At 64.9% G+C, this 24,803-nt stretch carries 14 protein-coding genes; 8 read left to right on the top strand and 6 right to left on the bottom strand.

The window, feature by feature from the left end; all coding sequences use genetic code 11:
- Nucleotides 1-20 precede the first annotated feature (20 nt).
- Nucleotides 21-1,529 (top strand): nitrogen regulation protein NR(I), encoded by a 1,509-nt coding sequence (gene ntrC, locus ACEN98_RS21765; RefSeq protein ID WP_413387041.1) that lies wholly within the window; start codon nucleotides 21-23, stop codon nucleotides 1,527-1,529.
- A gap of 123 nt (nucleotides 1,530-1,652) precedes the next feature.
- Nucleotides 1,653-2,621 (top strand): magnesium/cobalt transporter CorA, encoded by a 969-nt coding sequence (gene corA, locus ACEN98_RS21770; RefSeq protein WP_371763656.1) that lies wholly within the window; start codon nucleotides 1,653-1,655, stop codon nucleotides 2,619-2,621.
- Between the two features lie 85 nt (nucleotides 2,622-2,706).
- On the opposite strand, the gene ACEN98_RS21775 is transcribed toward corA, so the two are convergent.
- Both ACEN98_RS21775 and ACEN98_RS21780 read right to left on the bottom strand, forming a co-directional pair.
- A complete protein-coding gene (locus tag ACEN98_RS21775; RefSeq protein ID WP_413387042.1) occupies nucleotides 2,707-5,394 on the bottom strand; it encodes a TonB-dependent receptor in 2,688 nt (895 codons plus the stop codon).
- Between the two features lie 299 nt (nucleotides 5,395-5,693).
- Complete coding sequence (locus ACEN98_RS21780) at nucleotides 5,694-7,310, bottom strand: NAD(P)/FAD-dependent oxidoreductase (protein ID WP_413387043.1); 1,617 nt, start codon at nucleotides 7,308-7,310, stop codon at nucleotides 5,694-5,696.
- A gap of 816 nt (nucleotides 7,311-8,126) precedes the next feature.
- On the opposite strand from ACEN98_RS21780, the gene ACEN98_RS21785 reads away from it, so the two are divergent.
- The 4 genes from ACEN98_RS21785 to ACEN98_RS21800 all read left to right on the top strand — a co-directional run bounded on the left by ACEN98_RS21785 (nucleotide 8,127) and on the right by ACEN98_RS21800 (nucleotide 13,529).
- Complete coding sequence (locus tag ACEN98_RS21785) at nucleotides 8,127-10,922, top strand: TonB-dependent receptor domain-containing protein (protein WP_413387044.1); 2,796 nt, start codon at nucleotides 8,127-8,129, stop codon at nucleotides 10,920-10,922.
- A gap of 113 nt (nucleotides 10,923-11,035) precedes the next feature.
- Nucleotides 11,036-11,650: a TetR/AcrR family transcriptional regulator gene (locus ACEN98_RS21790; protein ID WP_413387045.1), complete on the top strand. Its 615-nt coding sequence runs from the start codon at nucleotides 11,036-11,038 to the stop codon at nucleotides 11,648-11,650.
- Between the two features lie 64 nt (nucleotides 11,651-11,714).
- Entirely contained in the window at nucleotides 11,715-12,518 is an 804-nt protein-coding gene (locus tag ACEN98_RS21795; RefSeq protein WP_413387046.1) for an oxidoreductase, read from the top strand.
- A gap of 3 nt (nucleotides 12,519-12,521) precedes the next feature.
- Nucleotides 12,522-13,529, top strand: a complete 1,008-nt coding sequence (locus tag ACEN98_RS21800) for an NADP-dependent oxidoreductase (RefSeq protein ID WP_413387047.1) — start codon at nucleotides 12,522-12,524, stop codon at nucleotides 13,527-13,529.
- A gap of 7 nt (nucleotides 13,530-13,536) precedes the next feature.
- On the opposite strand, the gene ACEN98_RS21805 is transcribed toward ACEN98_RS21800, so the two are convergent.
- Nucleotides 13,537-14,262 (bottom strand): 16S rRNA (uracil(1498)-N(3))-methyltransferase, encoded by a 726-nt coding sequence (locus ACEN98_RS21805; RefSeq protein ID WP_413387048.1) that lies wholly within the window; start codon nucleotides 14,260-14,262, stop codon nucleotides 13,537-13,539.
- Nucleotides 14,263-14,346: 84 nt separating this feature from the next.
- Between ACEN98_RS21805 and tkt the strand changes: the two genes are divergently transcribed.
- Nucleotides 14,347-16,380, top strand: coding sequence for a transketolase (gene tkt, locus ACEN98_RS21810; RefSeq protein WP_413387049.1), 2,034 nt, complete (start codon nucleotides 14,347-14,349; stop codon nucleotides 16,378-16,380).
- Between the two features lie 95 nt (nucleotides 16,381-16,475).
- Nucleotides 16,476-17,486 carry a type I glyceraldehyde-3-phosphate dehydrogenase gene (gene gap / locus ACEN98_RS21815; protein WP_259448910.1) on the top strand — a complete coding sequence of 337 codons (1,011 nt, stop codon included), beginning with the start codon at nucleotides 16,476-16,478 and terminating at the stop codon, nucleotides 17,484-17,486.
- A gap of 121 nt (nucleotides 17,487-17,607) precedes the next feature.
- Here the strand turns inward: gap and map are convergent, their stop codons facing one another.
- From map to glnE, 3 genes are all read right to left on the bottom strand, one after another.
- Nucleotides 17,608-18,375 (bottom strand): type I methionyl aminopeptidase, encoded by a 768-nt coding sequence (gene map, locus ACEN98_RS21820; RefSeq protein WP_413387050.1) that lies wholly within the window; start codon nucleotides 18,373-18,375, stop codon nucleotides 17,608-17,610.
- A 102-nt stretch (nucleotides 18,376-18,477) separates the two neighbouring features.
- Nucleotides 18,478-21,345, bottom strand: coding sequence for a TonB-dependent receptor plug domain-containing protein (locus ACEN98_RS21825; RefSeq protein WP_413387051.1), 2,868 nt, complete (start codon nucleotides 21,343-21,345; stop codon nucleotides 18,478-18,480).
- 685 nt (nucleotides 21,346-22,030) lie between these two features.
- Complete coding sequence (glnE, locus tag ACEN98_RS21830) at nucleotides 22,031-24,787, bottom strand: bifunctional [glutamate--ammonia ligase]-adenylyl-L-tyrosine phosphorylase/[glutamate--ammonia-ligase] adenylyltransferase (RefSeq protein WP_413387052.1); 2,757 nt, start codon at nucleotides 24,785-24,787, stop codon at nucleotides 22,031-22,033.
- Nucleotides 24,788-24,803: the final 16 nt, after the last annotated feature.

The following is a 24,803-nucleotide window of genomic DNA, read 5'->3' on the forward strand; positions in this document are numbered from 1 at the left end:
TTCGCGGGAAGTAGAATTACATGAAACCAATCTGGATTGTCGACGACGATGCATCGATCCGCTGGGTGCTGGAAAAGGCCCTGGCGCGCGAGAACCTCGCCACCCGGAGTTTTGCCAGCGGCCGCGAAGCGCTGGCGGCATTCGAAACGGACACGCCGCAGGTGCTGGTGTCCGACATCCGCATGCCGGGCGAATCGGGCCTGGACCTGCTGGCGGCCGTCAAGGAACGCCATCCCGGCCTGCCGGTCATCGTCATCACCGCCTTTTCCGACCTCGACTCCGCCGTCGCCTCGTTCCAGGGCGGCGCCTTCGAATACCTGGCCAAGCCGTTCGACATCGACAAGGCCGTCGCCCTGATCCGCCGCGCGCTCGAGGAGAGCCTGCGCGAGACCAGCGTCGACATCGCGCCGTCCGAAACCCCCGAGATCCTGGGCCAGGCGCCCGCGATGCAGGAAGTCTTCCGCGCCATCGGCCGCCTGTCGCAGTCGAACGTGACGGTGCTCATCACGGGCGAATCGGGCACCGGCAAGGAACTCGTCGCGCGCGCGCTGCACAAGCACAGCCCGCGCGCGCAGCAGCCGTTCATCGCGCTCAACACGGCCGCGATCCCGAAGGACCTGCTGGAATCGGAACTGTTCGGCCACGAGCGCGGCGCGTTCACCGGCGCGCAGGCGATGCGGCGCGGCCGCTTCGAGCAGGCCGAGAACGGCACCCTGTTCCTCGACGAGATCGGCGACATGCCGTTCGACCTGCAGACGCGCTTGCTGCGCGTGCTGTCCGACGGCCATTTTTATCGCGTGGGCGGCCACCAGCCGGTGAAGGCCAACGTGCGCGTGATCGCGGCCACGCACCAGAACCTGGAACAGCGCGTGCGCGACGGCCTGTTCCGCGAAGACTTGTATCACCGCCTGAACGTGATCCGCCTGCGCCTGCCCAGCCTGCGCGAGCGGCGCGAAGACATCCCCATTCTGGTGCGCCACTTCCTGGTGCAGAGTGCACGCCAATTGGGCGTCGAGACCAAGCGCATGAGCGACGACGCGCTGCGCTTCCTCACCGGCCTCGAGCTCCCCGGCAACGTGCGCCAGCTGGAAAACCTGTGCAACTGGATCACGGTGATGGCGCCGGGGCAGACGGTCGAAGTGAAGGACCTGCCGCGCGACCTGACCCAGGCGCAACCCGTGCCGGCCGGAGGCAACGGGTTCGCCGTCGGCATCAGTTCGGGCGTGGGCACGGTCTCGCTGGCGGCGCCGTCTTCCAGCATCGTGCACCATGCCGAACCGGGCGCGCCGCCGAACGGCGCCGACGGCTGGATCGGCCTGCTGGAACTGCAGGCCGCGCGCATGCTGTCGGAAGGGCAGGTCGAGGTGATGGACGTGCTGGGCCGCCAGTTCGAATCCGCACTGATCCGTACGGCGCTGAAGCACACGCACGGCCGCAAGAACGACGCGGCGATCCGGCTCGGGATCGGGCGCAATACCATCACGCGCAAGATTGCCGAGCTCGGCATTGATGGGGCAAAGGACGAGTAACCCGTATTGTTGAACCCGTGGGCTCGGGGAGCCCACCCTACCGATCTGCGTTGGGTGGGCACCCTGTGCCCACGCGGACTGATGGTGTAAGCTCTGTCATCCTAGCAACAACGTTCCGATGACATGCTGATCAACTGTGTCGCCTACCAGGAAGGCAAGAAGCTGTCCGACATTCCCGTCGAGGACATCAGCGACTACCTCTGCAAACCCGGCTGCTTCGTCTGGGTTGCGCTGCGCGACGCCACCGACGCCGAAATGGCGCAGATGAAGGAAGAGTTCAGCCTGCACGAACTGGCCGTGGAAGATGCCGCGCGCGGCCACCAGCGCCCCAAGATCGAGGAATACGGCGACTGCCTGTTCACCGTCGTGCACATGCTCGACCTCGTCGATGGCGACCACGTTGCCACCGGCGAGCTGGCGATCTTCGCCGGCACGAACTACGTCCTGTCCGTGCGCCGCGATTCCGCCAAGGGCTTTTTGGGCGTGCGTGCGCGCGCCGAGCGCGAACCGCATCTGCTGAAGATGGGCTCGGCCTTCGTCATGTACGCGCTGATGGACGCCGTCGTCGACCGCTACTTCCCCGTCGTGGACATGCTCGAATCCGAACTCGAAACCGTCGAGGACCGCATCTTCACGCACGGCGCCCAGCGCGAGAACGTCGAGCGCCTGTACCAATTGAAGCGCAAGGGGCTCGTGCTGCGCCACGCCGTGTTCCCGCTGCTGGAAGCGATCGGCCGGCTGCACGGCGGCCGCGTCCCGCCGCTCGTGCAGGGCACCGAGGATTATTTCCGCGACGTGCACGACCACCTGATCCGTATCGCCGGGCGCCTCGACGCGATCCGCGACACGATCAGCACCGCGATCCAGGTGAACCTGTCGATGGTCTCGATCGACGAGAGCGAAGTGAACAAACGCCTGGCCGCGTGGGCCGCGATCTTCGCCGTGTTCACGGCGTTCGCGGGCGTGTGGGGCATGAATTTCAAGTACATGCCCGAGCTGGAGTGGAAGTGGGGCTATCCGATGGCGCTCGCCGTCATGGTCGGCGTGTGCGCCTACCTGTACCGGCTCTTCAAGAAGGCAGGCTGGTTGTAAGCGTTCGGTGGACTCCCCGAGCCCGCCAGAACGAAAAACGCCCGGTGCGAACACCGGGCGTTCGATTTTCTACGAGCGGTTCAGCTTAGAACGTGTAGTTCACGCGCGCGTAGAAGGTGCGGCCCAGCGGATCCGTGTAACGCGGATCGTAGCCGGCCTGGAACGTGTAGTCCTGGTACGACAGCGGCGGATCCTTGTCCAGCAGGTTGCGCACGCCGACGGTCAGGCCCAGGCCCTTCTTCTGCTGCCATGCGCCGAACAGGTCGAACGTCGTGTAGGAAGCGACGTGGTTGGTCGGATCCTGGTCGATGTAGCCGCTCTTGTAGCGGGCGGTCAGGCCGGCCGACCAGGCGTCGCGGTTCCACACCACGTTGTTGGTCGACTGCCAGCGGAACACCGGACCCGTGCCCGAGTACACGCCGACGTTCTGGTGCCACTCGCCGCCTTCCGTGTTCTGGTACTCGTACTTGTGGACGTAGGTCGTGTTCGACGCGAACGAGAACGTGCCGTAGCCGGCGCTGCGCAGGCGGTAGTTGGCCGACAGGTCGATACCGTTGGTGATGATGCCGCCCAGGTTCTCGTTCAGGCGCTCGATGTAGCCGCAGGTCGCCGGGTTCGGGCACTGCGAACCGTCCACCGACAGTTCGCCGGCCGGGTTGCGGTGGTACCGGGAGCCGTACTTGACGTTGTCGGCGAAGATGTCGTCCAGGCTCAGCACGCCGATCTGGTGGTCCAGCTTCAGGGCCCAGACGTCGACGCCGACGCTCAGGCCTTTCAGCGGCTCGATCATGATGCCCAACGTGGCGTTCTTCGACTTCTCGGGCTGCAGCGCGGGGTTGCCGCCACCCAGCACCTGGAACTGCTGGCCGCAGTTCGCGGCGCGCGAGTGGCCAGGCAGCGGGGTGCCGCCCGGGCAGTTGACCGGGTCGTCATACGTGCCGGCGCTGTTGGTGAAGGTCTGGGCCGAGTGGATGTCGTACAGCGACGGGGCACGGAAGCCGGTCGAGTACGAACCACGCACCAGCACGGCCTGCGTCGGCTGCCAGCGGAACGACACTTTCGGGTTCGTCGTGTTGCCGAAGTCGCTGTACTTGTCGTAGCGGACCGAGCCCGTCACGTCCAGGGTCTTGAGGATCGGCACGTTCAGTTCGCCGTAGACGGCGTACGTGTGACGCGAGCCCGAGTTGAGCGTGTTCGGGTCGATACCGGTCGAAGCGACGACCTTCTCGGCGAACTCGGTATTCGCGGCGCTCGTGAACTTGTCGTACGTCGTTTGCGCGCCCAGCGCCACGGCGGCGCCGCGGCCGGCGTTCAGCCAGTCGCCCAGCTCGCGGCTGGCGTGGAAGTCGAGGCCCGTGGTCTGGCCGCGCGCGGTCTGGATGGTGCCCGACAGTGCGGCCGAGTTCAGCAGTGCGGTGCCGGCGGCGGACTGTTCGCCGAACGGGTTGATGATGCCGTCGCGGACGCCTTGGGTGATGAGGCCGCCGTCGCTGTAGCCGAACAGCTGCTCCTGCACGCGGTTCTCGTTCCACGAGACGGCGCCGTCATAGTCCCAACCGGCGACGTTGCCGTTGAGCGAGACGACCAGGCGTTGCTGGCGGTTCGTGTTCTTGTCCTGGCGCACGCCGTTCGGGATGTCGCGCCATTTCACGTGCGCGAAGCCCGGCTTCACGCCGGCCGGCATGAACGGTTCGGTGTAGGTCGGGTCCAGGCCGGCCGGGTAGTACGGGTTGGCCGTGCCGTCCGGGCGCAGGCGGTTCATGTACAGGCCGCCGTACGGGACCTGGGCGATGGTGGTGCCCACGACGCTCTGGCTCGTCAGGTACTCGACGCCCAGTTCGTGCTGGCCCAGTTTCAGCGTGCCGCGGATCAGGCCGGAGTCGCGGATGTTGCGCGGGATGTAGTCGACGAACGACGAGGTCGTCATGATGCAGCCGGAACCGCCGTCCGGGATCGTGTGCACGCCGGTCGTGCAGCCCGGGCCGGCCGGGTTGACGCTGTCGCCGCCCTGGTAGTAGTTGGCCGGGAAGGTCGACGTCGACAGGCCGCCCGGGTAACGGGTGTTGTACGAGCGGTCGGTGCCGGTCAGCGGGTACTGTTCCTGGTGGTCGATCACGGCCGAGACGTTCCAGCCCTGCGTATCCAGGTCACCCCAGCCCAGCGCGACGTTCGCGTTGATCGAACGGCCGCCGCCATGCGACGGGACGTCTTCGCCGAAGGTGGCACTGCCGCCCTGGTAGTTTTTCTTCGTGATGAAGTTGATCACGCCGCCCACGGCGTCGGAGCCGTACAGCGACGATGCGCCGTCGCGCAGCACTTCGACGCGCTCGAGCGCGGCGAACGGGATCATGTTCAGGTCCGGTGCCGAGCTGTCGTAGGCGTTGTTCGCCAGGCGGCGGCCGTTCAGCAGCACCAGGGTCTTGTTCTGGCCGATGCCGCGCAGGTTGGCGAACGATGCGCCGCCCGTGCTGGAACCGACCGACTGGCTGGTGCCTTGCTGGGCTTGCGAGACGCTCAGGTTCGACATCACCTGTTCGATGGTGGTGAGACCTTCCTTCTTCAGGTCTTCGACACGGAGCACGGTAACGGGTACGGCCGTTTCCGCATCGATACGCTTGATCGCCGAGCCGGTGATTTCCACACGCGCGATCGGCGCCTGTTGCACTTCCTGGGTTTGTGCCAGGGCGGTGCCGGCAAAACCGAAGCCGGCTGCCAGCGTCGTGCCGGAGAATACGAGGCGCAGGGTGCGCGCCATGGTTTTTTCTGTGAGCATCTCTTGGTTCCTGTTTTTGTAGGTTACAAGTTTGAAATAGTGGATCGCCAATATTTCAAGAACAGTAAACATACACCACAGAAACTAAAATTCACGCAAATTTGTGGTGTAATTACGTCAAAAACAGACAGATTTGCATTAGCGCTTGTAAGAATCTGAAACAATATTTCTTTGTGAAATTAAGTATGTATGTACGACATGTTTTTGTACATATGTCTCAATTGGCGGAAATACGTTGTTTCGGCCATGCGGGCGGGCGCCGGCCGTGCGACCGGCGCCGGGGATGAGGCAGTGGAAGATCAGCCGACCATGGCCAGTGCGACGGCTTCCGCGACGCGGATGCCATCGATCGCAGCCGACATGATGCCGCCCGCGTAGCCGGCGCCTTCGCCGGCCGGATACAGCCCTGCCGTGTTCAGGCTCTGCAGGTTGTCGTCATGGCGCTTGATGCGGATCGGCGACGACGTGCGGGTCTCGACGCCGGTCAGCACGGCGTCCTCCTTGTAGTAACCCTTGATCTGCTTGTCGAATGCGACGAAGGCTTCGCGCAGCGCGACGGTGGCATAGTCGGGCAGGGCCGGGGCGAGGTCGGTCAGGTGCACGGCCGGCTTGAACGATGGCGTCACGCTGCCGAATTCTTTCGACGGCACGCCGCGCACGAAGTCGCCCATCAACTGGCCCGGGGCATCGTAATTGCTGCCGCCCAGCACGAAGGCGCGCGATTCCAGTTCGCGCTGGAAGGCGATGCCGGCCAGCGGATGGCCCGGATAGTCGGCCGGAGTGATGCCGACGACGACCGCGCTGTTGGCATTGCGCTCGGCGCGGGAATACTGGCTCATGCCGTTCGTGACGACGCGGCCTTCCTCGGACGAGGCGGCCACGACGGTACCGCCCGGGCACATGCAGAAGCTGTACACGCTGCGGCCGTTGGAAGCATGGTGGACGATCTTGTAGTCGGCCGCGCCGAGGATCTTGTTGCCGGCGTTCGGGCCGAAGCGGCAGACGTCGATCAGCGATTGCGGGTGCTCGACGCGGAAGCCGATCGAGAACGGTTTTGCTTCGACATACACGCCGCGGTCGTACAGCATCTCGAACGTGTCGCGCGCGCTGTGGCCGACGGCCATCACGAGGTGGCGGGTCGGGATGGTCTCGCCCGTGTGCAGCTTGACGCCCACGACCTGGCGCGCATTGCCTTCACCCTCGATCAGCACGTCTTCCACGCGCGTCTGGAAGCGGATTTCCCCGCCCAGCGCGAGGATTTCCGCGCGCATCTGTTCCACCATTTTCACCAGACGGAACGTGCCGATGTGCGGCTTGCTGACGTACAGGATTTCTTCCGGCGCGCCCGACTTCACGAATTCGTTGAGGACCTTGCGGCCATAGTGTTTCGGATCCTTGACCTGGCTGTACAGCTTGCCGTCCGAGAAGGTGCCGGCGCCGCCTTCGCCGAACTGCACGTTCGATTCCGTGTTCAGCTTGCGCTTGCGCCAGAAGCCGAAGGTGTCGACGGTACGCTCGCGCACGATCTTGCCGCGTTCCAGCACGAGCGGCTTGAAGCCCATCTGGGCCAGGATCAGCGCCACGAACAGTCCGCACGGACCCATGCCCACGATCACCGGCCGCGGCGTGCCCGGTGCGGGCAGGGCCTTGGTCACGAACTTGTAGGCGGTGTCGGGCGCCGGGACGATGTGCGGATCGCGCGCCAGCCGGGCCAGCACGGCCGCCTCGTCGCGGACTTCCACGTCGAGGGCGTAGATCAGGACGATGGCGGTCTTCTTGCGCGCGTCGTAGCTGCGCTTGTAGACCGTGAAGTCGATCAGGTCGTCGCCGGCGATGCCAAGCCGGCCGACGATGGCGTCGCGCAGGGCGTGGTCGGGGTGATTCAGGGGCAGTTTGAGTTCGTTAATTCGCAGCATGATGAGTGGTGGGCCGGCGCGCGGCGGCGCCGGACGGGCGCCGTGCCGGCGGCGGCAGATCGGTACAGGCGCCAGTATAAGGCATCGGCCACCCGGACCGGCAGGAAAGGCCGCATCCGATGACCGGATGGATGAGCCTGTTTCCCTCGTTTTGTGTTGTAGGCAAGCAACCGACGTTGGGCTCCCCCCACGCATGGTGGCAACGTAAACATCATACGCAGGGAACGCGTTTCCAACCGAAATGCGTAACGTTCAGAATTTTCCTGTTGCGGTGCGTTGAGGATATTCGGCATCGAAAGCAACGAATATGCATGCCAAGTTCTGGCGACTCACTTCGATAGTGCAATATTTGTTCAAAACAAAACCCTTTGTGGTGCTGCGCCGCACCAGGGAAAAGCGTGAATTCTTCGGCGTTTTAAATGTGTTGTTTCTACACATTTCGGCAATTGTGCTTTATTGACACTTTTGCTTTTGCTATGGTTTTATCGACAAATCAGTAACGTTTGATATCTAGAAAACGTTAATTGAGAGGGTTCGTCCTACAGGGCGAATGATGAAAAAACACAGCAATTAGTGTGGAAGTCACCAGTAGTTTAAACGCACCAGGCCAAAAGCCTTTGCAGGCAACGGGGTGCAAGCGGGGGCGGCGCAGATTGGCCGCCCCCGCGTGTAAGCGTCGTGCCTGCATGTGGTGAACGTAAAAAACCACTTTGAGAGATCCGAGAAGGAGAAGTATTCATGACGTTTAAATTGAAGTCGATGCCATTGGCGATTTCGTGCGTTCTTGCCAGCGGTGCGTTGCTGGCAGCACCAGCAATGGCGCAGACGCAAGATGCAGTCAGCGCCCAGACCCCGGCGCGCGTTGTCGTCACCGGTTCGCTGATCAGCCGTACCGACACCGAAACTCCCACCCCCGTGCAGGTGTTGACGGCCGCCGACATCCAGAAAAGCGGCAAGACCTCCGTCGCCGAACTGCTGAACGACCTCGCCGCCAACGGCCAGGGCACGCTCGGCACCGGCTTCTCCGGCGCATTCGCGAACGGCGCTTCGGGCGTGTCGTTGCGCGGCCTGACGGTCGGCGCGACCCTCGTGCTCGTCGACGGCCACCGCCTCGCCCCGTATCCGCTGTCGGACGACTCGCAACGTTCCTTCGTCGACGTTTCCTCGATTCCATTCGACGCCATCGACTCCATCGAAGTGCTGAAGAGCGGCGCCTCGTCGCTGTACGGCTCGGACGCGATTGCCGGTGTCGTCAACATCAAGCTGAAGAAAAACCTGAACGGCACGCGCCTCGCGGCCGAAACCGGCAACACGCAGCACGGCGGCGGCAAGACGCACCGCGGCTCGATCAGCACCGGTATCGGCGACCTGGACAACGACGGCTACAACGCCTTCGTGACGGCCGAATGGCGCCGCCAGGGCAACATCAAGGTCAAGGACCGTTCGCAGTTCGAATGGGACAACGCCGACTGGCGTTCGCGGGGCGGCAACAACCTGAACCTGGGCGTGCCGACCGCGGTCAACAGCTTCCTCACCCCCACCAATACGCCGTTCCTGTACAACCCGTCGGGCACCGGCGGCGTCAACAACGCAGCCAACTTCACCTTCCTGGACCCGTCCAAGTGTAACTACCAGAAATACATGGCAGGGGAGTGCGCCGTCACCAACAACGACGGTTTCATCCAGCCGGAAACGGAGAACATCAACCTGCTGGTTGGCCTGACCAAGAAGCTGAACCAGGACTGGGAACTGGCCTTCAAGGGCTCGATGTTCCAGCGCAAGAGCCTGAACAACCGCGGCACGCCGTACCTGGCGTACAGCCCGACCGCGTTCAACGGCAACACGGTCGTCGCGCAAGGCTCGGCAACGCCGGGCGTCAACGCGTTCGGCTCGACCCTGTTCGCACCGGGCGCCGCGGTCGGCAACGGCTTCACGAATCCGTACGCAAACAATGCCCGCCTGTACGGCTACATCCCGGACGTCGATCCGGACCGCACGCTGGACAACACGGCGACGACCACCCGATTCGCCCTCGACCTGCACGGCAGCGCCTACGGCTGGGACATCAACGCCGCCGGCGGCATCACCAAGGTCAAGACCGACATCGACTACAGCGGCTACGTGAACCGCTTCGCCCTGTACACGGCGCTGCGCAACGGCACGTGGAACCCGATCGGCGGCAACGACCCGTCCCTGGTCGCGCAGATCTCGCCGCGCTTCTCGAACTCGCTGGAATCGAAGCTGAACTACCTGGACCTCGTCGGTTCGCGCGAACTGATGCAGCTGGGCGCGGGCCCGCTGGCCCTGGCGGCCGGCGTGCACTGGCACAAGCGTGAGCAGAACGCGCCGCCGGCCTCGCTCACCGCGAACGGCACGGTTGCCAGCACGACCGCGTTCGTGATCGGCGACGAGACCAACTCGGCCGTCTTCGCCGAACTGCAGGCGAGCCCCATCAAGAGCCTCGAGCTGCACGTCTCGAGCCGCTACGACCACTACGACACCTACGGCAATTCGTTCACGCCGGCGGCCAGCTTCAAGTGGACCCCGGTCCAGTCGTTCGCCGTGCGCGGCACGTTCGCCCGCGGCTTCCGCGCGCCGAACCCGGCCGAGGTGGGCAACGCCGGTTCGATCTTCACGTTCAACACGATCAGCGACCCGATCCTGTGCCCGGACGGCAAGAAGACGACGAAAGGCAACGTACCGACCGCATGCGGCATCTCGCCGATCTACGTGCAGTCGACCAGCAAGGACCTGTCGCCCGAGAAATCGAAATCGTTCACGCTGGGTATCGTCGCCGAGCCGATCCGCGGCCTGAACGCGACCCTGGACTACTACAACATCAAGGTCAACAACCAGGTCGTGACGTCGGCCGGTAACGACCCGTCGTACGTCCCGGTCTGGGTGCGTGCGCCGGCCCTGCCGGTCGATATCGCGACCGGCGTCGGCACCGGCACTGCCGTGGGCACGCCGGTCGTCGGTCCGATCCAGTACGCGCTGTCGCCGTACATCAATGCCGGCTCGACCAAGACGAGCGGTATCGAAGCGGATGTGGGCTACCGCTGGCGCCTGCCGAGCGACATGGGCATCGTGCGTGCAAACCTGAGCGCTGCCCATACGTTCAGCTACATCACTGAGGTGGCGGGCACGTCGTTCCAGCTGGCCGGCACGCATGGTCCGTCGGTCGTGTCCGGTGCAACGGGCAGCCCGAAAGACCGCGCCCAGTTCACGCTGGGTTACGCCCGCGGTCCGCTGGACATCACGGCGACGGTCAACTACACGAGCGACTTCACGACCCTGGACCCGGCGATCCCGGCGAACGACTGCGCGACGACCGCAGGCGACGTCGGCGGCCGCCTGTACTTCGACGGCCTGGATCAGCCGGCCTACTACTGCCACGTTGCGTCGTTCACGACGACCAACCTGAACCTGCAGTACAAGCTGAGCCAGAACCTGACGCTGAAGGGTTCGATCCTGAACCTGTTTGACCGCCAGCCGCCGATCGACGTGGCCACCTACGGCAACTCGGGTACGCAAACCGCGTACAACGCGTCGCTGCACCAGGCCGGCGCCGTGGGCCGTTTCTACAGCCTCGGCCTGAACTACACGTTCTGACGATGCGATCCTGAGCCCGGCGCCGCCGGGCTGCCGACCGCCCCGCAATGGACATCGTCCACTGCGGGGCGGCTTTTTTTTGTCCGGACGCGCCCCGGTGGCGATTTGCTGATATGATGACCGTCATGCGAAATAAATCGAACAAGTCGTCCGCGCAAAGCCGCAAGGAAGCCACCCACGAGCGCATCGTCGAGGTCGCGGCGCGCGCGATCCGGCGCAGCGGCTACGACGGTATGGGCGTGGCCGACATCATGAAGGAAGCGGGCCTGACGCACGGTGGATTTTACGCGCACTTCGCGTCGCGCGACGCGCTGCTGGCGGAAGCCGGCGACCGCGCGGGCGCCGAATCCGTGGCGTTGGCGGCCGGCATCGCGGCGGCCGCGCCGGCGGGGGAGGCCTTGCAGCGCATCATGGAGGCGTACCTGTCCGACGAACACCTCGGCGCCATCGAGACGGGTTGCCCGATCGCCGCGCTGGGTTCGGAAATGCCGCGCCAGGCGCCGGAAGTGCGGCACGCGGCGACCATCCGCATCAAGGAAATGATCGACCTGTTGGCCCGGCAGATGCCGGACTGGGGCCAGCCGGAGGCGCACGAGCGGGCGATGATGCTCGTGTGCGGGCTGGTCGGCACGGCCGTGATCGCCCGGGCCGTCGACGACCCGAAGCTGTCGAAGACGTTGCGGCTCGCGGCCATGAAGCAGTTGCTGCCTTCCGGCGCCACCACGTAGGCCGTTTTTTTTGCGCTCAAATATGATGATCGTCATATATATTAACTCAATCAGGAGAACTACCATGGAAAGCAAGATCGCACTGGTCACGGGCGCCTCGTCCGGCATCGGGGCCGCCGTCGCGCAACGACTCTCCGGCGCCGGCTACCAGGTCTACGGCACGAGCCGCCGTGGCGCGCAGGGCGGGCGCGCTGTCGAGATGATCGCGCTGGACGTCACCAGCGACGAGTCGGTGCGGGACGCCGTCGCCACCGTCGTGCGGAAGGAAGGGCGCATCGACCTGCTGGTCAACAACGCGGGTTTCGGCGTGGCCCCGGCCGGTGCCGAAGAAAGTTCCATGGAGCAGGCGCAAGCGATCTTCGACACCAACGTCTTCGGCGTGGTGCGCATGACCCGCGCCGTGCTGCCGCATATGCGCAGCCGGGGCGCGGGCCGCATCATCCACATGGGCTCCGTCCTCGGCTTCCTGCCGATGCCGTACGGCGCGCTGTACGCCGCCACCAAGCACGCGATCGAAGGCTATTCGGAATCGCTGGACCACGAGCTGCGCAACTGGGGCATCCGTTCGATCGTCGTCGAGCCGGCGTACACGAAGACCCCGTTCGACGCCAACCTGCTGGAACCCGACGCCGTGCTCGACGCATATCGCGACATCCGCGCCGCCGTCTCCGCGCGCCTCAAGGAATTGATGGCCGGCGCCGAAGGGCCGGACGTGGTGGCGGACACCGTGCTCAAGGCCGCGCAGGCGCCCCGCCCGAAACTGCGCTACACGGCCGGCACGCTGGCGAAGCGCCTGCGCCTGCTGCGCACCCTGGCCCCGAGCGCGCTGATGGACGCGGGCCTGCGCAAAGACCTGCACCTGGCCTGATCGATGAACGCACTGATACTCAAGCGCTACGGCGGCGCCGACGGGTTGGCATTCGCCGAGGTCGCCCGCCCGGCGATCCGGCCGGACGAGATCCTCGTCCGGGTCCATGCCGCTGGCCTCAATCCGGTCGACAACATGATCGCCAACGGCATGTTCAAGCCCATCCTCAAGTTCGACCTGCCGGCCATCATGGGCAGCGACCTCGCCGGCACGGTGGTGGAAGTGGGCAGCCGCGTGACCCGGTTCCAGGTCGGCGACGCCGTGTACGCCAGCGTCTTCGACCTGGGCCGGGGCAGTTTCGCGGAGTTCGTCGCCGTGCCCGAACGCGCGGCGGCCCGCAAGCCGGCGAACCTCGGCTTCGTCGAAGCGGCGTCGCTGCCCATGGTCGGCCTGACGGCGTGGCAGGCGTTCAAGGAACGATTGCGGCTCGAACCGGGGCAGAAGGTGTTCATTCCTGCCGGGTCGGGCGGCATCGGCACCTTCGCGATCCAGCTGGCGAAGCAGCTCGGCGCGACGGTCGGCACCACGACGAGCACGGCCAACGTCGATCTGGTGCGCGCGCTCGGGGCCGACGTCGTCGTCGATTACAAGCGCGAGGCGTTCGAGCGGGTGTTGCAGGGTTACGATGCCGTGCTGGGCACGATCAAGGGCGACGGCCTGGAGCAGGCCCTGCGCATCGTACGCCCCCATGCCCGGGTCGTATCGCTGGTCGGCCCGCCCGATCCGGCCTTCGCCGCCGCGCGCGGCATGAACCTCATCATGAAATTCGTGTTCGGCCTGCTGAGCCACAAGATCCGGCGCCTGGCCAGGCAACGCGACGCCAGCTATGCCTTCATGTTCGTGCGCCCGGATGGTGCCCAGCTTGTCGCGATCGGCGACCTCGTGGAAGCCGGACGCATCCGCCCCGTGATCGACAAGGTGTTTCCGTTCGCCGACGCGAAGGCGGCACTCGACTATCTCGAACAGGGGCGGGCGAAAGGCAAGGTCGTGCTCCGGATGAGCGCGGACTGACGCCCCGTCAGATGCCGCCCCAGCCGGCCGCCAGGATCGCCAGCGCCGCCAGCCCGGCCGTCTCCGTGCGCAGCACGCGCGGCCCCATCGACAGCGCCAGCGCGCCGGCTGCCCGCGCCGTCTCTTCTTCCTGGTCCGTGAATCCGCCTTCCGGCCCGACGAGCAGGGTGACGTCCTGCGGCGGCGTCGCGCGCACCCATTGCGCGAGCGAGGCGTCCGCGCGCGGGGAGAGCAGGATGCGCGTGCCGGTGGCTGGCGTCGCGAGCCAGCGGTTCGCGTCCTGCACGGGCGCGACGTCGGCCAGCCGGTTGCGTCCGCACTGCTCGGACGCGCTGACGACGACGCCCTGCCAGTGCGCCAGCCGCTTGTCGGCACGGTCACCGGACAGCCGCACGACGGACCGCTGCGCCGCCAGCGGAATGATGCCGGCCGCGCCCAGCTCGACCGCCTTTTCGACGATCCAGTCCATCTTGCTGCCCTCCGGCAAACCCTGGGCCAAGGTGACGCGGAAGGGGAGCTCCACGTCGACGGCTTCCAGCGCGATGACCTCGGCGCTGGCGCGGCGCTTGCCGATCTCGGCGAGGCGCGCGCGCACCTGGCCGCCCTCGCCATTGAACAGCACGAGCTCGTCGCCGCTCTGCTGGCGTACGACGTGCAGGTGGTGGGCGACCGCCTCCGGCAGGTCGACGACGCTGCCGGGAATGAGGGGCTGGGGGCAGTAAAAACGTGGCATGGATGGCAATCGGAACCGTTAACGAGCCGGCATTTTAAAGCGAGGTTGTCATGCTCTGGTAAAATACCCGGTTAAGGCCAGCTCGTGCCACCGCTTCCCTATCCTCAGACCCACACATCCATGAAATCTCTGCAAACCACCACCCTGATGGCCAACGCAATTCGTGCGCTGGCGATGGACGCCGTCCAGAAGGCGAATTCCGGCCACCCCGGCATGCCGATGGGCATGGCCGAGATCGCCGTTGCGCTGTGGGACGGCCACTATCGCCACAACCCGGCCAATCCGGGCTGGATGAACCGCGACCGTTTCCTGCTGTCGAACGGCCACGGCTCGATGCTGCATTACGCGCTGCTGCACCTGTCGGGCTACGACCTGTCGATGGACGACATCCGCAACTTCCGCCAGATGCACAGCAAGACCCCGGGCCACCCGGAAGTCGGCATCACCCCGGGCGTGGAAACGACCACCGGCCCGCTGGGCCAGGGCATCGCCAACGCCGTCGGCATGGCGCTGGCCGAGTGGCTGCTGGCAAAGGAATTCAACCGTCCGGGCTTCGACATCGTCGATCACTACACGTACGCATTCGTCGGTGACGGCTGCCTGATGGAAGGCATCTCGCACGAAGTCGCGTCGCTGGCCGGCACGCTGCGCCTGAACAAGATGATCTGGCTGTACGACGACAACGGCATCTCGATCGACGGCAAGGTGGAAGGCTGGTTCACGGACGACACGCCGCAGCGCTTCGCAGCGTACGGCTGGAACGTGATCCCGGGCGTGGACGGCCACGACGTCGCCGCCGTGGACGCGGCCATCGCGCAGGCCAAGCAGTCGGACCGCCCGACGCTGATCTGCTGCAAGACCATCATCGGCAAGGGCTCGCCGAACCTGCAGGGCGGCGACAAGGTGCACGGCGCCGCGCTGGGCGAGAAGGAAGTCGCCGCGGTGCGCGAGCACCTGATCTGGGACGCCGTGCCGTTCGACATCCCGGCCCCGATCTACGAAGCCTGGGACCAGAAGCAGAAGGGCGCCGCCGTCGAAGGCGCGTGGAACGAGCTGTTCGCCGGCTACCGCGCGCAATACCCGGAACTGGCCGCCGAATTCGAGCGCCGCATGAAGGGTGAGCTGCCGGGCAAATTCGAAGAGACGCTGGCCGCCGCCATCGCGTCGACCATCGACAAGAAGGAAACCATCGCGACCCGCAAGGCGAGCCAGAACGCGATCCAGGCGCTGGCCCCGGTGCTGCCGGAATTCCTGGGCGGCTCGGCCGACCTGACCGGCTCGAACCTGACCAACTGGAAGGAATCGATCCCCGTGCGTTCGGGCACCCCGGGCAACCACATCAACTACGGCGTGCGCGAATTCGGCATGTCGGCCATGATGAACGGCATCGCCCTGCACGGCGGCTTCATCCCGTTCGGCGCCACGTTCCTGACGTTCTCGGACTACAGCCGCAACGCCCTGCGCATGGCCGCGCTGATGAAGATCCGTTCGCTGTTCGTGTTCACGCACGACTCGATCGGCCTGGGCGAAGACGGCCCGACGCACCAGTCGGTGGAACACGTCTCGTCGCTGCGCCTGATCCCGAACCTGGACAACTGGCGTCCGTGCGACACGACGGAATCGACCGTCGCCTGGGGCGCAGCCGTCCAGCGCAAGGACGGTCCGTCCACGCTGATCTTCTCGCGCCAGAACCTGCCGTTCATGGAGCGTGACGCGGCGACTGTCGCGAACATCGCCAAGGGCGGCTACGTGCTGCGCGAAGTGGCGAATCCGGCCGCGGTCCTGATCGCGACGGGTTCGGAAGTGGAACTGGCGGTGAAAGCCGCCGAAACCCTGGCTGGCCAGGGTATCCAGGTGCGTGTGGTGTCGATGCCGTCGACCGACGTGTTCGAGCGCCAGGACGCGGCCTACAAGGCTGCCGTGCTGGGCCGCGGCATCCCGCGCGTGGCCGTCGAGGCTGGTGTGACGGACTTCTGGTACAAGTACGTCGGCCTGGAAGGTGCCGTGGTGGGCATCGATACCTTCGGCGAATCGGCTCCGGCCCCGGTGCTGTTCAAGCACTTCGGCTTCACGGTCGAGAATGTCGTCGCCAAAGTCAAATCGGTCCTCCCGGCCTGATGGATTGCAACCGCCGTATGGACACGGAGACTGTCCGTACGGCGGGTTTCACGCTATGCTTCGGTGTTAGGATTTTTTTAATCAGGAGTGAATAAATGACGATCAAAGTAGCAATCAACGGTTATGGCCGTATCGGCCGCAACGTGCTGCGCGCTTTCTACGAAGGCGGCAAGAAGCAGGACATCCAGATCGTGGCGCTGAACGATCTCGGCAACGTCGAGCACAACGCCCATCTGACCCGTTACGACACGACCCACGGCAAGTTCCCGGGCACCGTCGAAGTGGACGGCGACTACATGATCGTCAACGGCGACCGCATCCGCGTGTACGCGCAGCGTAACCCGGCCGAACTGCCATGGGGCGAGCTGGGCGTGGACGTCGTGCTGGAGTGCACCGGCTTCTTCACCACCAAGGAAAAAGCCTCGGCCCACCTGAAAGGCGGCGCCAAGAAGGTCATCATCTCGGCACCGGGCGGCAAGGACGTCGACGCCACCATCGTGTTCGGCGTGAACCAGGACGTGCTGAAGTCGACCGACACCGTGATCTCGAACGCGTCGTGCACCACCAACTGCCTGGCCCCGCTGGTCAAGCCGCTGAACGACGCCATCGGCCTGGAAAACGGCCTGATGACCACCGTGCACGCCTACACGAACGACCAGGTCCTGACCGACGTGATGCACGAAGACCTGCGCCGCGCCCGTTCGGCCACGCAGTCGATGATCCCGACCAAGACCGGCGCCGCCGCCGCCGTCGGCCTCGTGCTGCCGGAACTGAACGGCAAGCTGGACGGCTACGCGATCCGCGTGCCGACCATCAACGTGTCGATCGTCGACCTGTCGTTCATCGCCAAGCGCGACACGACGGTCGAAGAGATCAACAAGCTGATGAAGGACGCATCGGAAGGCGCGCTGAAAGGCATCCTGACGTACAACACCGAGCCGCTGGTGTCGGTCGACTTCAACCACAACCCGGCCTCGTCGAACTTCGACGCGACCCTGACCAAGGTGTCGGGCCGCCTGGTGAAGGTCTCGTCCTGGTACGACAACGAGTGGGGCTTCAGCAACCGCATGCTGGACACCACCGTGGCGCTGATGAACGCCAAGTAATCCGCACCACCCAACGAAAAACGCTCCCTCGGGAGCGTTTTTTGTTGGTGGGCTCGGGGAGCCCACCCTACGGCCGCACGTAGGGTGGGCACCCCGTGCCCACCACAACGTCCGCGTACCGTTATTTCGTCTTGGGCCAGGGCGTCAGGATTTCGAAGCCGTTCTTCGTCACCGCGATCATGTGTTCCCACTGCGCGGACAACGACCGGTCGCGCGTCACGACGGTCCAGCCGTCGTCGAGCTGTTCGACGTCGGCGTCGCCCAGGTTGATCATCGGCTCGACGGTGAAGGTCATGCCTTCCTTGATGAGCATGCCGGTGTTCGGGCGGCCGTAGTGCAGCACCTGCGGGTCTTCGTGATAGACCTTGCCGATGCCGTGGCCGCAGTATTCGCGCACGACGGAATAGCCCTGGGCTTCCGCCAGCTTCTGGATCGCATGGCCCACGTCGCCCAGGCGCGCGCCCGGGCGCACGGCGCGGATGCCGGCCATCATGGCATCGTACGTCGTCTCGACGAGTTTCTTTGCCTCCGGGCTTGGGGTGCCGACGAAGTACATGCGGCTCGTGTCGCCATGCCAGCCGTCCTTGATCACGGTGACGTCGATGTTGACGATGTCGCCGTCCCGCAGGATCTCGGCGGGGGAGGGGATGCCGTGGCAGACGACGCTGTTCACGGACGTGCACAGGGTCTTCGGAAAGCCGTGGTAGCCGACGTTGGCGGGCGTGGCCTTCTGCACCTTGCGGATGTATTCGTTGCAGCGGCGGTCGAGTTCTTCCGTGGAGACGCCGGGGACGACGTATTCCGCGATCATTTCCAGCACCTCGGCCGCCAGGCGGCCGGAGACGCGCATCTTGGCGATGTCTTTGTCAGTCTTGAGTTTGATAGGCATGGTTCGTTGAGTGTGCACCGATCGCTCATGATAGCCGATGCACGAAAAAAAATGCCCGCCAGGCGAACCCGGCGGGCATTGTTCAGGCTGTCACTTGCGTGATCAGAAGGCCTGGTTGTAACGCACGTAGATGAAGCGGTCGATCGGCAGGTTGGCGTCCACAGCCGACGAGGACGACGCACCCAGCACGGTGGTACGCGGTTCCTTGTCGAAGATGTTGTTGGCGCCGACCATGATCTGGCCTTTCCACGAGGTCTTGTAGGCGACGCTCACGTCGTTGTAGACCATCGCACCCTTCTTGTTGTAGCCGGTACCCCAGTTGGCGTGGCCTTGCGGGGTCGAGCATTCCACGGTGCTGCTGTAGCACTTGTCGCGCATCGCGCCGAAGTAGCGGGCCGTCCAGGTGGCGCTCCAGTTGCCCAGGCTCCAGTCCAGCGCGACGTTCGACTTCACGCGGTAGTAGGCGACGCCGCCGCTGCCGTCGTATTCGCCCAGCGAGCTTTCCCAGTCGGCCGTGTTGTCGGCCTTGGTGCGGTACTTGGTCACGAAGGTCGAGTCCGAACGCACGCCGAAGGCGCCATAGGCACCACGCTTGAAGCGGTAGGCGAACGACAGGTCGTAGCCTTCGGTTTCCAGCGCGCCCAGGTTGGCGTTGCCGCGCGAGAGGTTCGTGATCTGGCCGGTGACCGGGTCACGCTTGATCGCGTTGCAGAACGACTGAACACCCTGCACGTAGCAGTATTCGGCGACCTGGGTGGCCGAGATGCCGGTGATCAGGTTGTCGACACGGATGTTGTACCAGTCCAGCGAGCCCGACAGACCCGGCAGGAAGGCCGGGCTGTAGACGAAGCCGAAGGTCTTCGTCTTGGCGCGTTCCGGCTGCAGCGAGGCGTTGCCGGCGCCCGACATGAACGGGTTGGCGCTCTGTGCGCCGCCCGCGTCGGTGATCGGGGTGTTGGTCTGGTCGGTCTGGCGGAAGCCCGGACGTGCGCCTTGCGCCGTGCAGCGTGCATCGACGCCCGGCGTGCCGCGCTGGCCGTACAGGCTGTCGCACGGGTCCATGTACGTGTCGTAGGTCTGCTGGCCGCCGCCGAACGTGTCGCCCACGGTCGGTGCGCGGAAGCCCTGTGCCCACGTGCCGCGGACCAGCACGTCCTTGATCGGCTTCCACATGAAGCTGGCTTTGCTGTTGTGGGTGTTGCCGAAGTTGCTGTAGTCCGAGTAGCGGGTTGCCAGGTCGACGCTCAGCAGTTCCGCGAAGCGCACACCCTTCAGGATCGGGATGTTCGTTTCGAGGTAGGCTTCACGCACCGAGTACTTGCCGATGGTCGAGTTGCCGGCCAGGTCGGTCGAGTAGCCCGATTGCTCGAACTGGCCCGGGATGTCGTAGCCGCGTACTTCGCGGTGTTCGACGCCGCCTGCCACGCCCAGCATGCCTGCCGGCAACTGCAGCAGTTCGCCGCTGATGTTGGCGGTCGCGCTGTTGATGGTCGAGCCATAGGTGGCCTGGCCGGTCGACATCACGTAGTCCAGGGTTTCCTTGTTGGCTGCGCCCGGACCGGCGATGATGTTGAACGGCTTGCACTCAGCCAGCGGGATCGGCGAGGCCGCGGTGCCGCACTGGACGACGCCACTGGCGTTCAGGAACGACGGACCCAGCGCCTTCTTCAGGTTCAGCAGGTTGACGTTGCCGGTGCCCATGGTCGTGCCGCGGACGGCGCTGTGGTTGTAGCCCACGTCCCAGTTCCAGGCCTTGCCTTGCCAGTCGAAGTTGCCCGACAGGGTGGTGTCGACGTGGAACGTGTTGTTGGTGTTTTCCGTCACGCGCGGCACTTCGACGGTGCGGCGGATGAAGTACAGGTCTTCACCGAACGGGTTGTAGTAGTTGTCCTTGTCGATGTAGACCGGGTAGCTCGGCTGTGCATCGCTGCGCAGCGGATAGCCCGCGACCTGCGCGGACGACTGGCGCTGCGAATACATCGCGGTCGTGCTCAGCTGCATGTTGTACGGCAGTTCCAGCGTGCCCTTGGTGAACAGCGTGTCCAGGCGGTTCGGCATCTGGAACATCATCTGCGAGGCGCTGTTGAACTTGTCCTCGACGATGCTGCTCTTCCAGTCGTGGTAGTTGGCCGTGTTGCGCGGATCCGAGCCCGTGCCCATACCGTTGCCGCCGGCGCCGCCGGTGTGGTTCAGCACGTAGTCGAAGGCATCGCCGTTGGCCGGCAGGACTTCAGCCCACGGGCCTGCGCCCAGGCCGGCGGTCGGGTGAGCCGGGCCCTTCGGGTATTTGGTGATGTCGCGGTCGCGGGCCCACACGGTGCCCTGTTCGGTGTGCGACAGGCCGACCATCAGCGACGCCTTGTCGGAGCTGGCGCCGTAGGTCAGCGAGAAGTCCTTCGCGCGGCCGTCGGCCTTGTCGTTGGCGCCGCTGTAGATGCTCAGCTGGCCACCATCCATGCGCTTCTTCAGGATGATGTTGACCACGCCCGAGATCGCGTCCGAGCCGTAGATCGACGAGGCGCCGTCCTTCAGGACTTCGATGCGCTCGATCATGGCCGACGGGATGGTCGACATGTCGGTATAGCCGTCGACGGACTGGGTCCAGCGCTTGCCGTCCACCAGGACCAGCAGGCGGTTCGAGCCGAGGTTGCGCAGGCTGATGTACTGGCCGCCGTTCTCACGGTTCGACGTCAGCGAACCGCCGCGGTCGAAGTCCGGCGTACCGGCGGAAGACAATTGGTTCAGGATGTCGCCGACGGTCACGAGACCCGTCTTTTGAATCTGTTCCTGGGTCATGACCTGGATCGGTTGTGCCGTTTCCAGGTCGACCTGGCGGATGCGCGAGCCGGTCACTTCGACGCGCTGCAGGGGCGCCGATTGGGTCTCTTGCGCGTAAGCCGCGTGCATCCCGAGCGCGACGCCGCCGAGGCAGATCAGGCGGATCGAGCGGGACAAGACTTTTTCCATCATGGTTACAAAACTCCTAGGTTAGGGCACGGCGAACTGGGTAGCAGCAGCCGTGTGAGGCCGTCGCTGCAAAGCGACTGTTTTGAAAGCAATGTGGTTAACATTTTTTTTCAAGCTGGCAATGGAAGCATCCACCGTGGCAGCCTGTCAATGTTCAAGGATGCATATTTGTGGGTGTTGCGAGTTTGCGTAATTACAATAAAATCAACAGAGTTGCCCATATTTACGGCAACAAATATTGTGTACAGACATGAATCTATGCCGAAAGCATCGGTTTGGGCGTAGAACCCCCTACAGATCGCTGGAATAAGTGCAACATTCTTTTACGGCAGGAATGCATCAGATTGGTGCAAGAGGATTTGCACGCTTTTTAGACTGTTACATTTGTACAACAGGCAAAATTTCTTGAAAGGTCAAAACGACTGGTTGTCGCGCACGTGGACAGGGGACCGATCGGCCGCTGCGGGTCGACGGGTGCGCCGCTGCAGTAGTGCGACGCCAGGGGCACGGCCAATGCGATTCTCTTTCGTTGTGACATTGAGTCTCCGATGTAGACATTGCTGCAGATCATGCAACGTTAGTCATACCGGTGGCTTATGTATTGACGAGAATCAAGCCGTAAATATGTTCGCGAGGAAAAGTTAAGGAATAGCAAATTCCCGAGCGAAATAATACGCTCGGGATAGCGTCAGACGTGGAAGCAGTCGTGCCACAGCCGCACGACGACATCGGCATGTTTCGCGACGAGGCTGCGTTCCACGCGAGCATTTTCCTGGCCCTGCAGGCGGACCTGGTGCTGCAATTTGCGCATGGCGCGGTACGCCACGGCGGCGCCATCGGCCAGGGCCATGTCGATGAGGCCCAGCGTGCCGCACAGCTTCAGCAACGCGATATTGCCGACGTTCGCCGTCAGCTGCGGATACGCGGCCGCATGGCGCAGCACGAGGTATTGCACGATGAATTCGATGTCGATCATGCCGCCTTCGTCGTGCTTCAGGTCGAAACGTTCGTCGCGGGGCGGGTGCGCGTCGCGCATGCGCTGGCGCATCTTGACGACTTCCTCGCGCAGTTCGGCTTCGCGGCCCGAGCGGTCCTGGCGCAGCACCTGTTCGCGGATCGCCTCGAAGCGGGCGCCGATGCCGGTGTCGCCCGCGCAGAAGCGGGCGCGCGTGAGGGCCTGGTGCTCCCACAGCCACGCGGAGGATTGCTGGTAGCGTTCGAACGCCCCCACGGACGACACGAGCATGCCGGACGCGCCGTCCGGCCGCAGCGCCGTGTCGATGTCGAACAGGATGCCGGCCGGCGTATGCGTCGTCATCCACGTGATGAAGCGCTGGGCCAGCTTGGCGTAGTTCGAGGGCGCCATGTCGTCGTCGTCGTCGAACAGGAAGATGACGTCCAGGTCGGACACATAGCCCAGTTCCTTGCCGCCCAGCTTGCCGTAGGCGATCACGGCGAAGCGCGGCACTTCCACGTGGCGGGACGCGATCGTGCGCCAGGCGCGGCGCACGACCTCGCACACGATCAGGTCGGCCAGCGCGGAGAGGTGGTCGGCCAGGCGTTCGACGGACAGTTCTCCGGCGAGATCCAGCGCCAGCAGGCGGAACATCTGGGCGTGGTGGGCTTCGCGCAGGATGTCGAGCTGGCGCTCGGTATCGCCCGTGGCCGCGTCGAGCTGGGCCGCGAGGCTCGCCGCCAGCGAAGGCAGATCCTCGGCCGCGTTGCCGCGGTCGTCCAGCAGCTCGTCCAGCAGGATCGGGTGCTGGGTGAGGAACGTGGCGGCCCAGCCGGACGCGTTGATCATGCGGAGCACCCGCTCCAGCGTGTGCGGATATTCCGTCAGCAGCGACAGGTACGCGGAGCGGCGTGCAATGGCTTCGAAGAAATCGAGCAAACGGCCCAGCGTGGCCGCGTGGCTGCCGGCACCCGCCTGCGCGACGACGTTCGGGATCTGCGTCAGCGCCGTGTTGACGAGGGCGACGAGGCGGTGGCGGCTCGCTTCCGGCAACGTCTGCAGCTTGGGCGCCTGCCATGTGGCGATCAGGCGGTTCGCGCCGGCCTGCGGATCGTCGAAGCCGAGGCTCGCGAGGCGGTCGGCGATGGCGTCGCGGTTGTCCGGATCGGTCAGCAGCGCGTCCGGGTCGACGGGCTCGCTGCCTGCCGCCTTGTCGGCGAAGATCGCGTCGAACTGGGCGGCGACGAACGCGCGCCACGCGTCCAGCCGTGCCAGCAGTTCGGCCTCGTCGGCCATGCCCATCATGCGCGCGACGGTGTTGCGGTCCTCCGGCGCGACGGGCATCGTGTGTGTCTGGGCATCTTCCAGGTATTGGAGGCGGTGCTCCAGGTTGCGCAGGAATGTATAAGCTTCAAGCAATTGCTCGACGGTGTCTGCGGCCAGCAGTTCGCGCTCGGCCAGCAGGCGCAAGGTCTTGCGCGTGGAACGCTCGCGCAGCGCCGGGTCGCGGCCGCCGCGGATCAATTGAAACACTTGCGCGAGGAATTCGATCTCGCGGATGCCGCCGCGGCCCAGCTTGACGTTCTGGTTGCGCTCCGGATGCAGGCGCTCCTGGCGGTTGACCTCGGCGCGGATCTGGGCGTGCATGGTGCGGATCGCGTCGATCACGCCGAAGTCGAGATAGCGCCGGAACACGAACGGCCGCACGATGGCGTCGAGGGCCGCGATGTCGGCCGGATCGCCGGTGACCGCGCGCGCCTTGACCCACGCATAACGTTCCCACTCGCGCCCCTGTACGATCAGGTAGTCCTCGACCATGTTCAGGCTCGCCACGAGCGGGCCCGACTTGCCGTTTGGACGCAGTGCCATATCTACGCGGAACGTAAAACCGTCCTCGGTGACTTCGGACAGCGCGGCGATCAGCTTGCGGCCCAGGCGCACGAAGAATTCGTGGTTGGACAGGGATTTCTGGCCGGGGCCGGCTTTCGTATCGCCGTCCTCGGGGTAGACGAAGATGAGGTCGATGTCCGACGAGACGTTCAGTTCGCCGCCGCCGTGCTTGCCCATCGCCAGCACCATCATCTGCTGGGGACGGCCGGAATCGGCGCCGACCGGCTCGCCGTGCAGCGCGGTCATCTCCGCCATCAGCTCGGCCAGATGGGTCTGGACGGCGAAATCGGCGAAGCGGCTCATGGCCGTCACGACTTCGTCCAGGTCGGCCTGGCCGTCGAGGTCGCGCCGGATGATGGTGCAGATGAGCAGGTTGCGCAGCCTGCGCATGGCCCGCGTTGTCGGCAGGACCGTGCCGTTGGGACCAGAAGCGGCCTCGGTCGCCAGCGCTGCGCCGAAATCGAGGGAGGCCAGCGATAATGCGGACAGGGTATCGACGCGCCCGGCACGGGCCGGATCGGCGGCGAGCCAGCGTTGGTAATAGCGCGACATCTGCGCGGCCGACTGCGAAGAAGCTTGGAAAGGGAAAGCATGGAGCATGAGGCGAATTCCAGAC

Source organism: Massilia sp. CT11-137 (assembly GCF_047302885.1).
Lineage (GTDB): Bacteria > Pseudomonadota > Gammaproteobacteria > Burkholderiales > Burkholderiaceae_D > Telluria > Telluria orientalis.

Coding starts and splice junctions, on each gene's coding strand:
- map (WP_413387050.1), bottom strand. CDS start 18,375: ATGCCTATCAAACTCAAGACTGACAAAGACATCGCCAAGATGCGCGTC.
- ACEN98_RS21800 (WP_413387047.1), top strand. CDS start 12,522: ATGAACGCACTGATACTCAAGCGCTACGGCGGCGCCGACGGGTTGGCA.
- ACEN98_RS21785 (WP_413387044.1), top strand. CDS start 8,127: ATGGCGCAGACGCAAGATGCAGTCAGCGCCCAGACCCCGGCGCGCGTT.
- ACEN98_RS21780 (WP_413387043.1), bottom strand. CDS start 7,310: ATGCTGCGAATTAACGAACTCAAACTGCCCCTGAATCACCCCGACCAC.
- ACEN98_RS21825 (WP_413387051.1), bottom strand. CDS start 21,345: ATGATGGAAAAAGTCTTGTCCCGCTCGATCCGCCTGATCTGCCTCGGC.
- ACEN98_RS21775 (WP_413387042.1), bottom strand. CDS start 5,394: ATGCTCACAGAAAAAACCATGGCGCGCACCCTGCGCCTCGTATTCTCC.
- glnE (WP_413387052.1), bottom strand. CDS start 24,787: ATGCTCCATGCTTTCCCTTTCCAAGCTTCTTCGCAGTCGGCCGCGCAG.
- corA (WP_371763656.1), top strand. CDS start 1,653: ATGCTGATCAACTGTGTCGCCTACCAGGAAGGCAAGAAGCTGTCCGAC.
- ntrC (WP_413387041.1), top strand. CDS start 21: ATGAAACCAATCTGGATTGTCGACGACGATGCATCGATCCGCTGGGTG.
- ACEN98_RS21805 (WP_413387048.1), bottom strand. CDS start 14,262: ATGCCACGTTTTTACTGCCCCCAGCCCCTCATTCCCGGCAGCGTCGTC.
- gap (WP_259448910.1), top strand. CDS start 16,476: ATGACGATCAAAGTAGCAATCAACGGTTATGGCCGTATCGGCCGCAAC.
- ACEN98_RS21795 (WP_413387046.1), top strand. CDS start 11,715: ATGGAAAGCAAGATCGCACTGGTCACGGGCGCCTCGTCCGGCATCGGG.
- ACEN98_RS21790 (WP_413387045.1), top strand. CDS start 11,036: ATGATGACCGTCATGCGAAATAAATCGAACAAGTCGTCCGCGCAAAGC.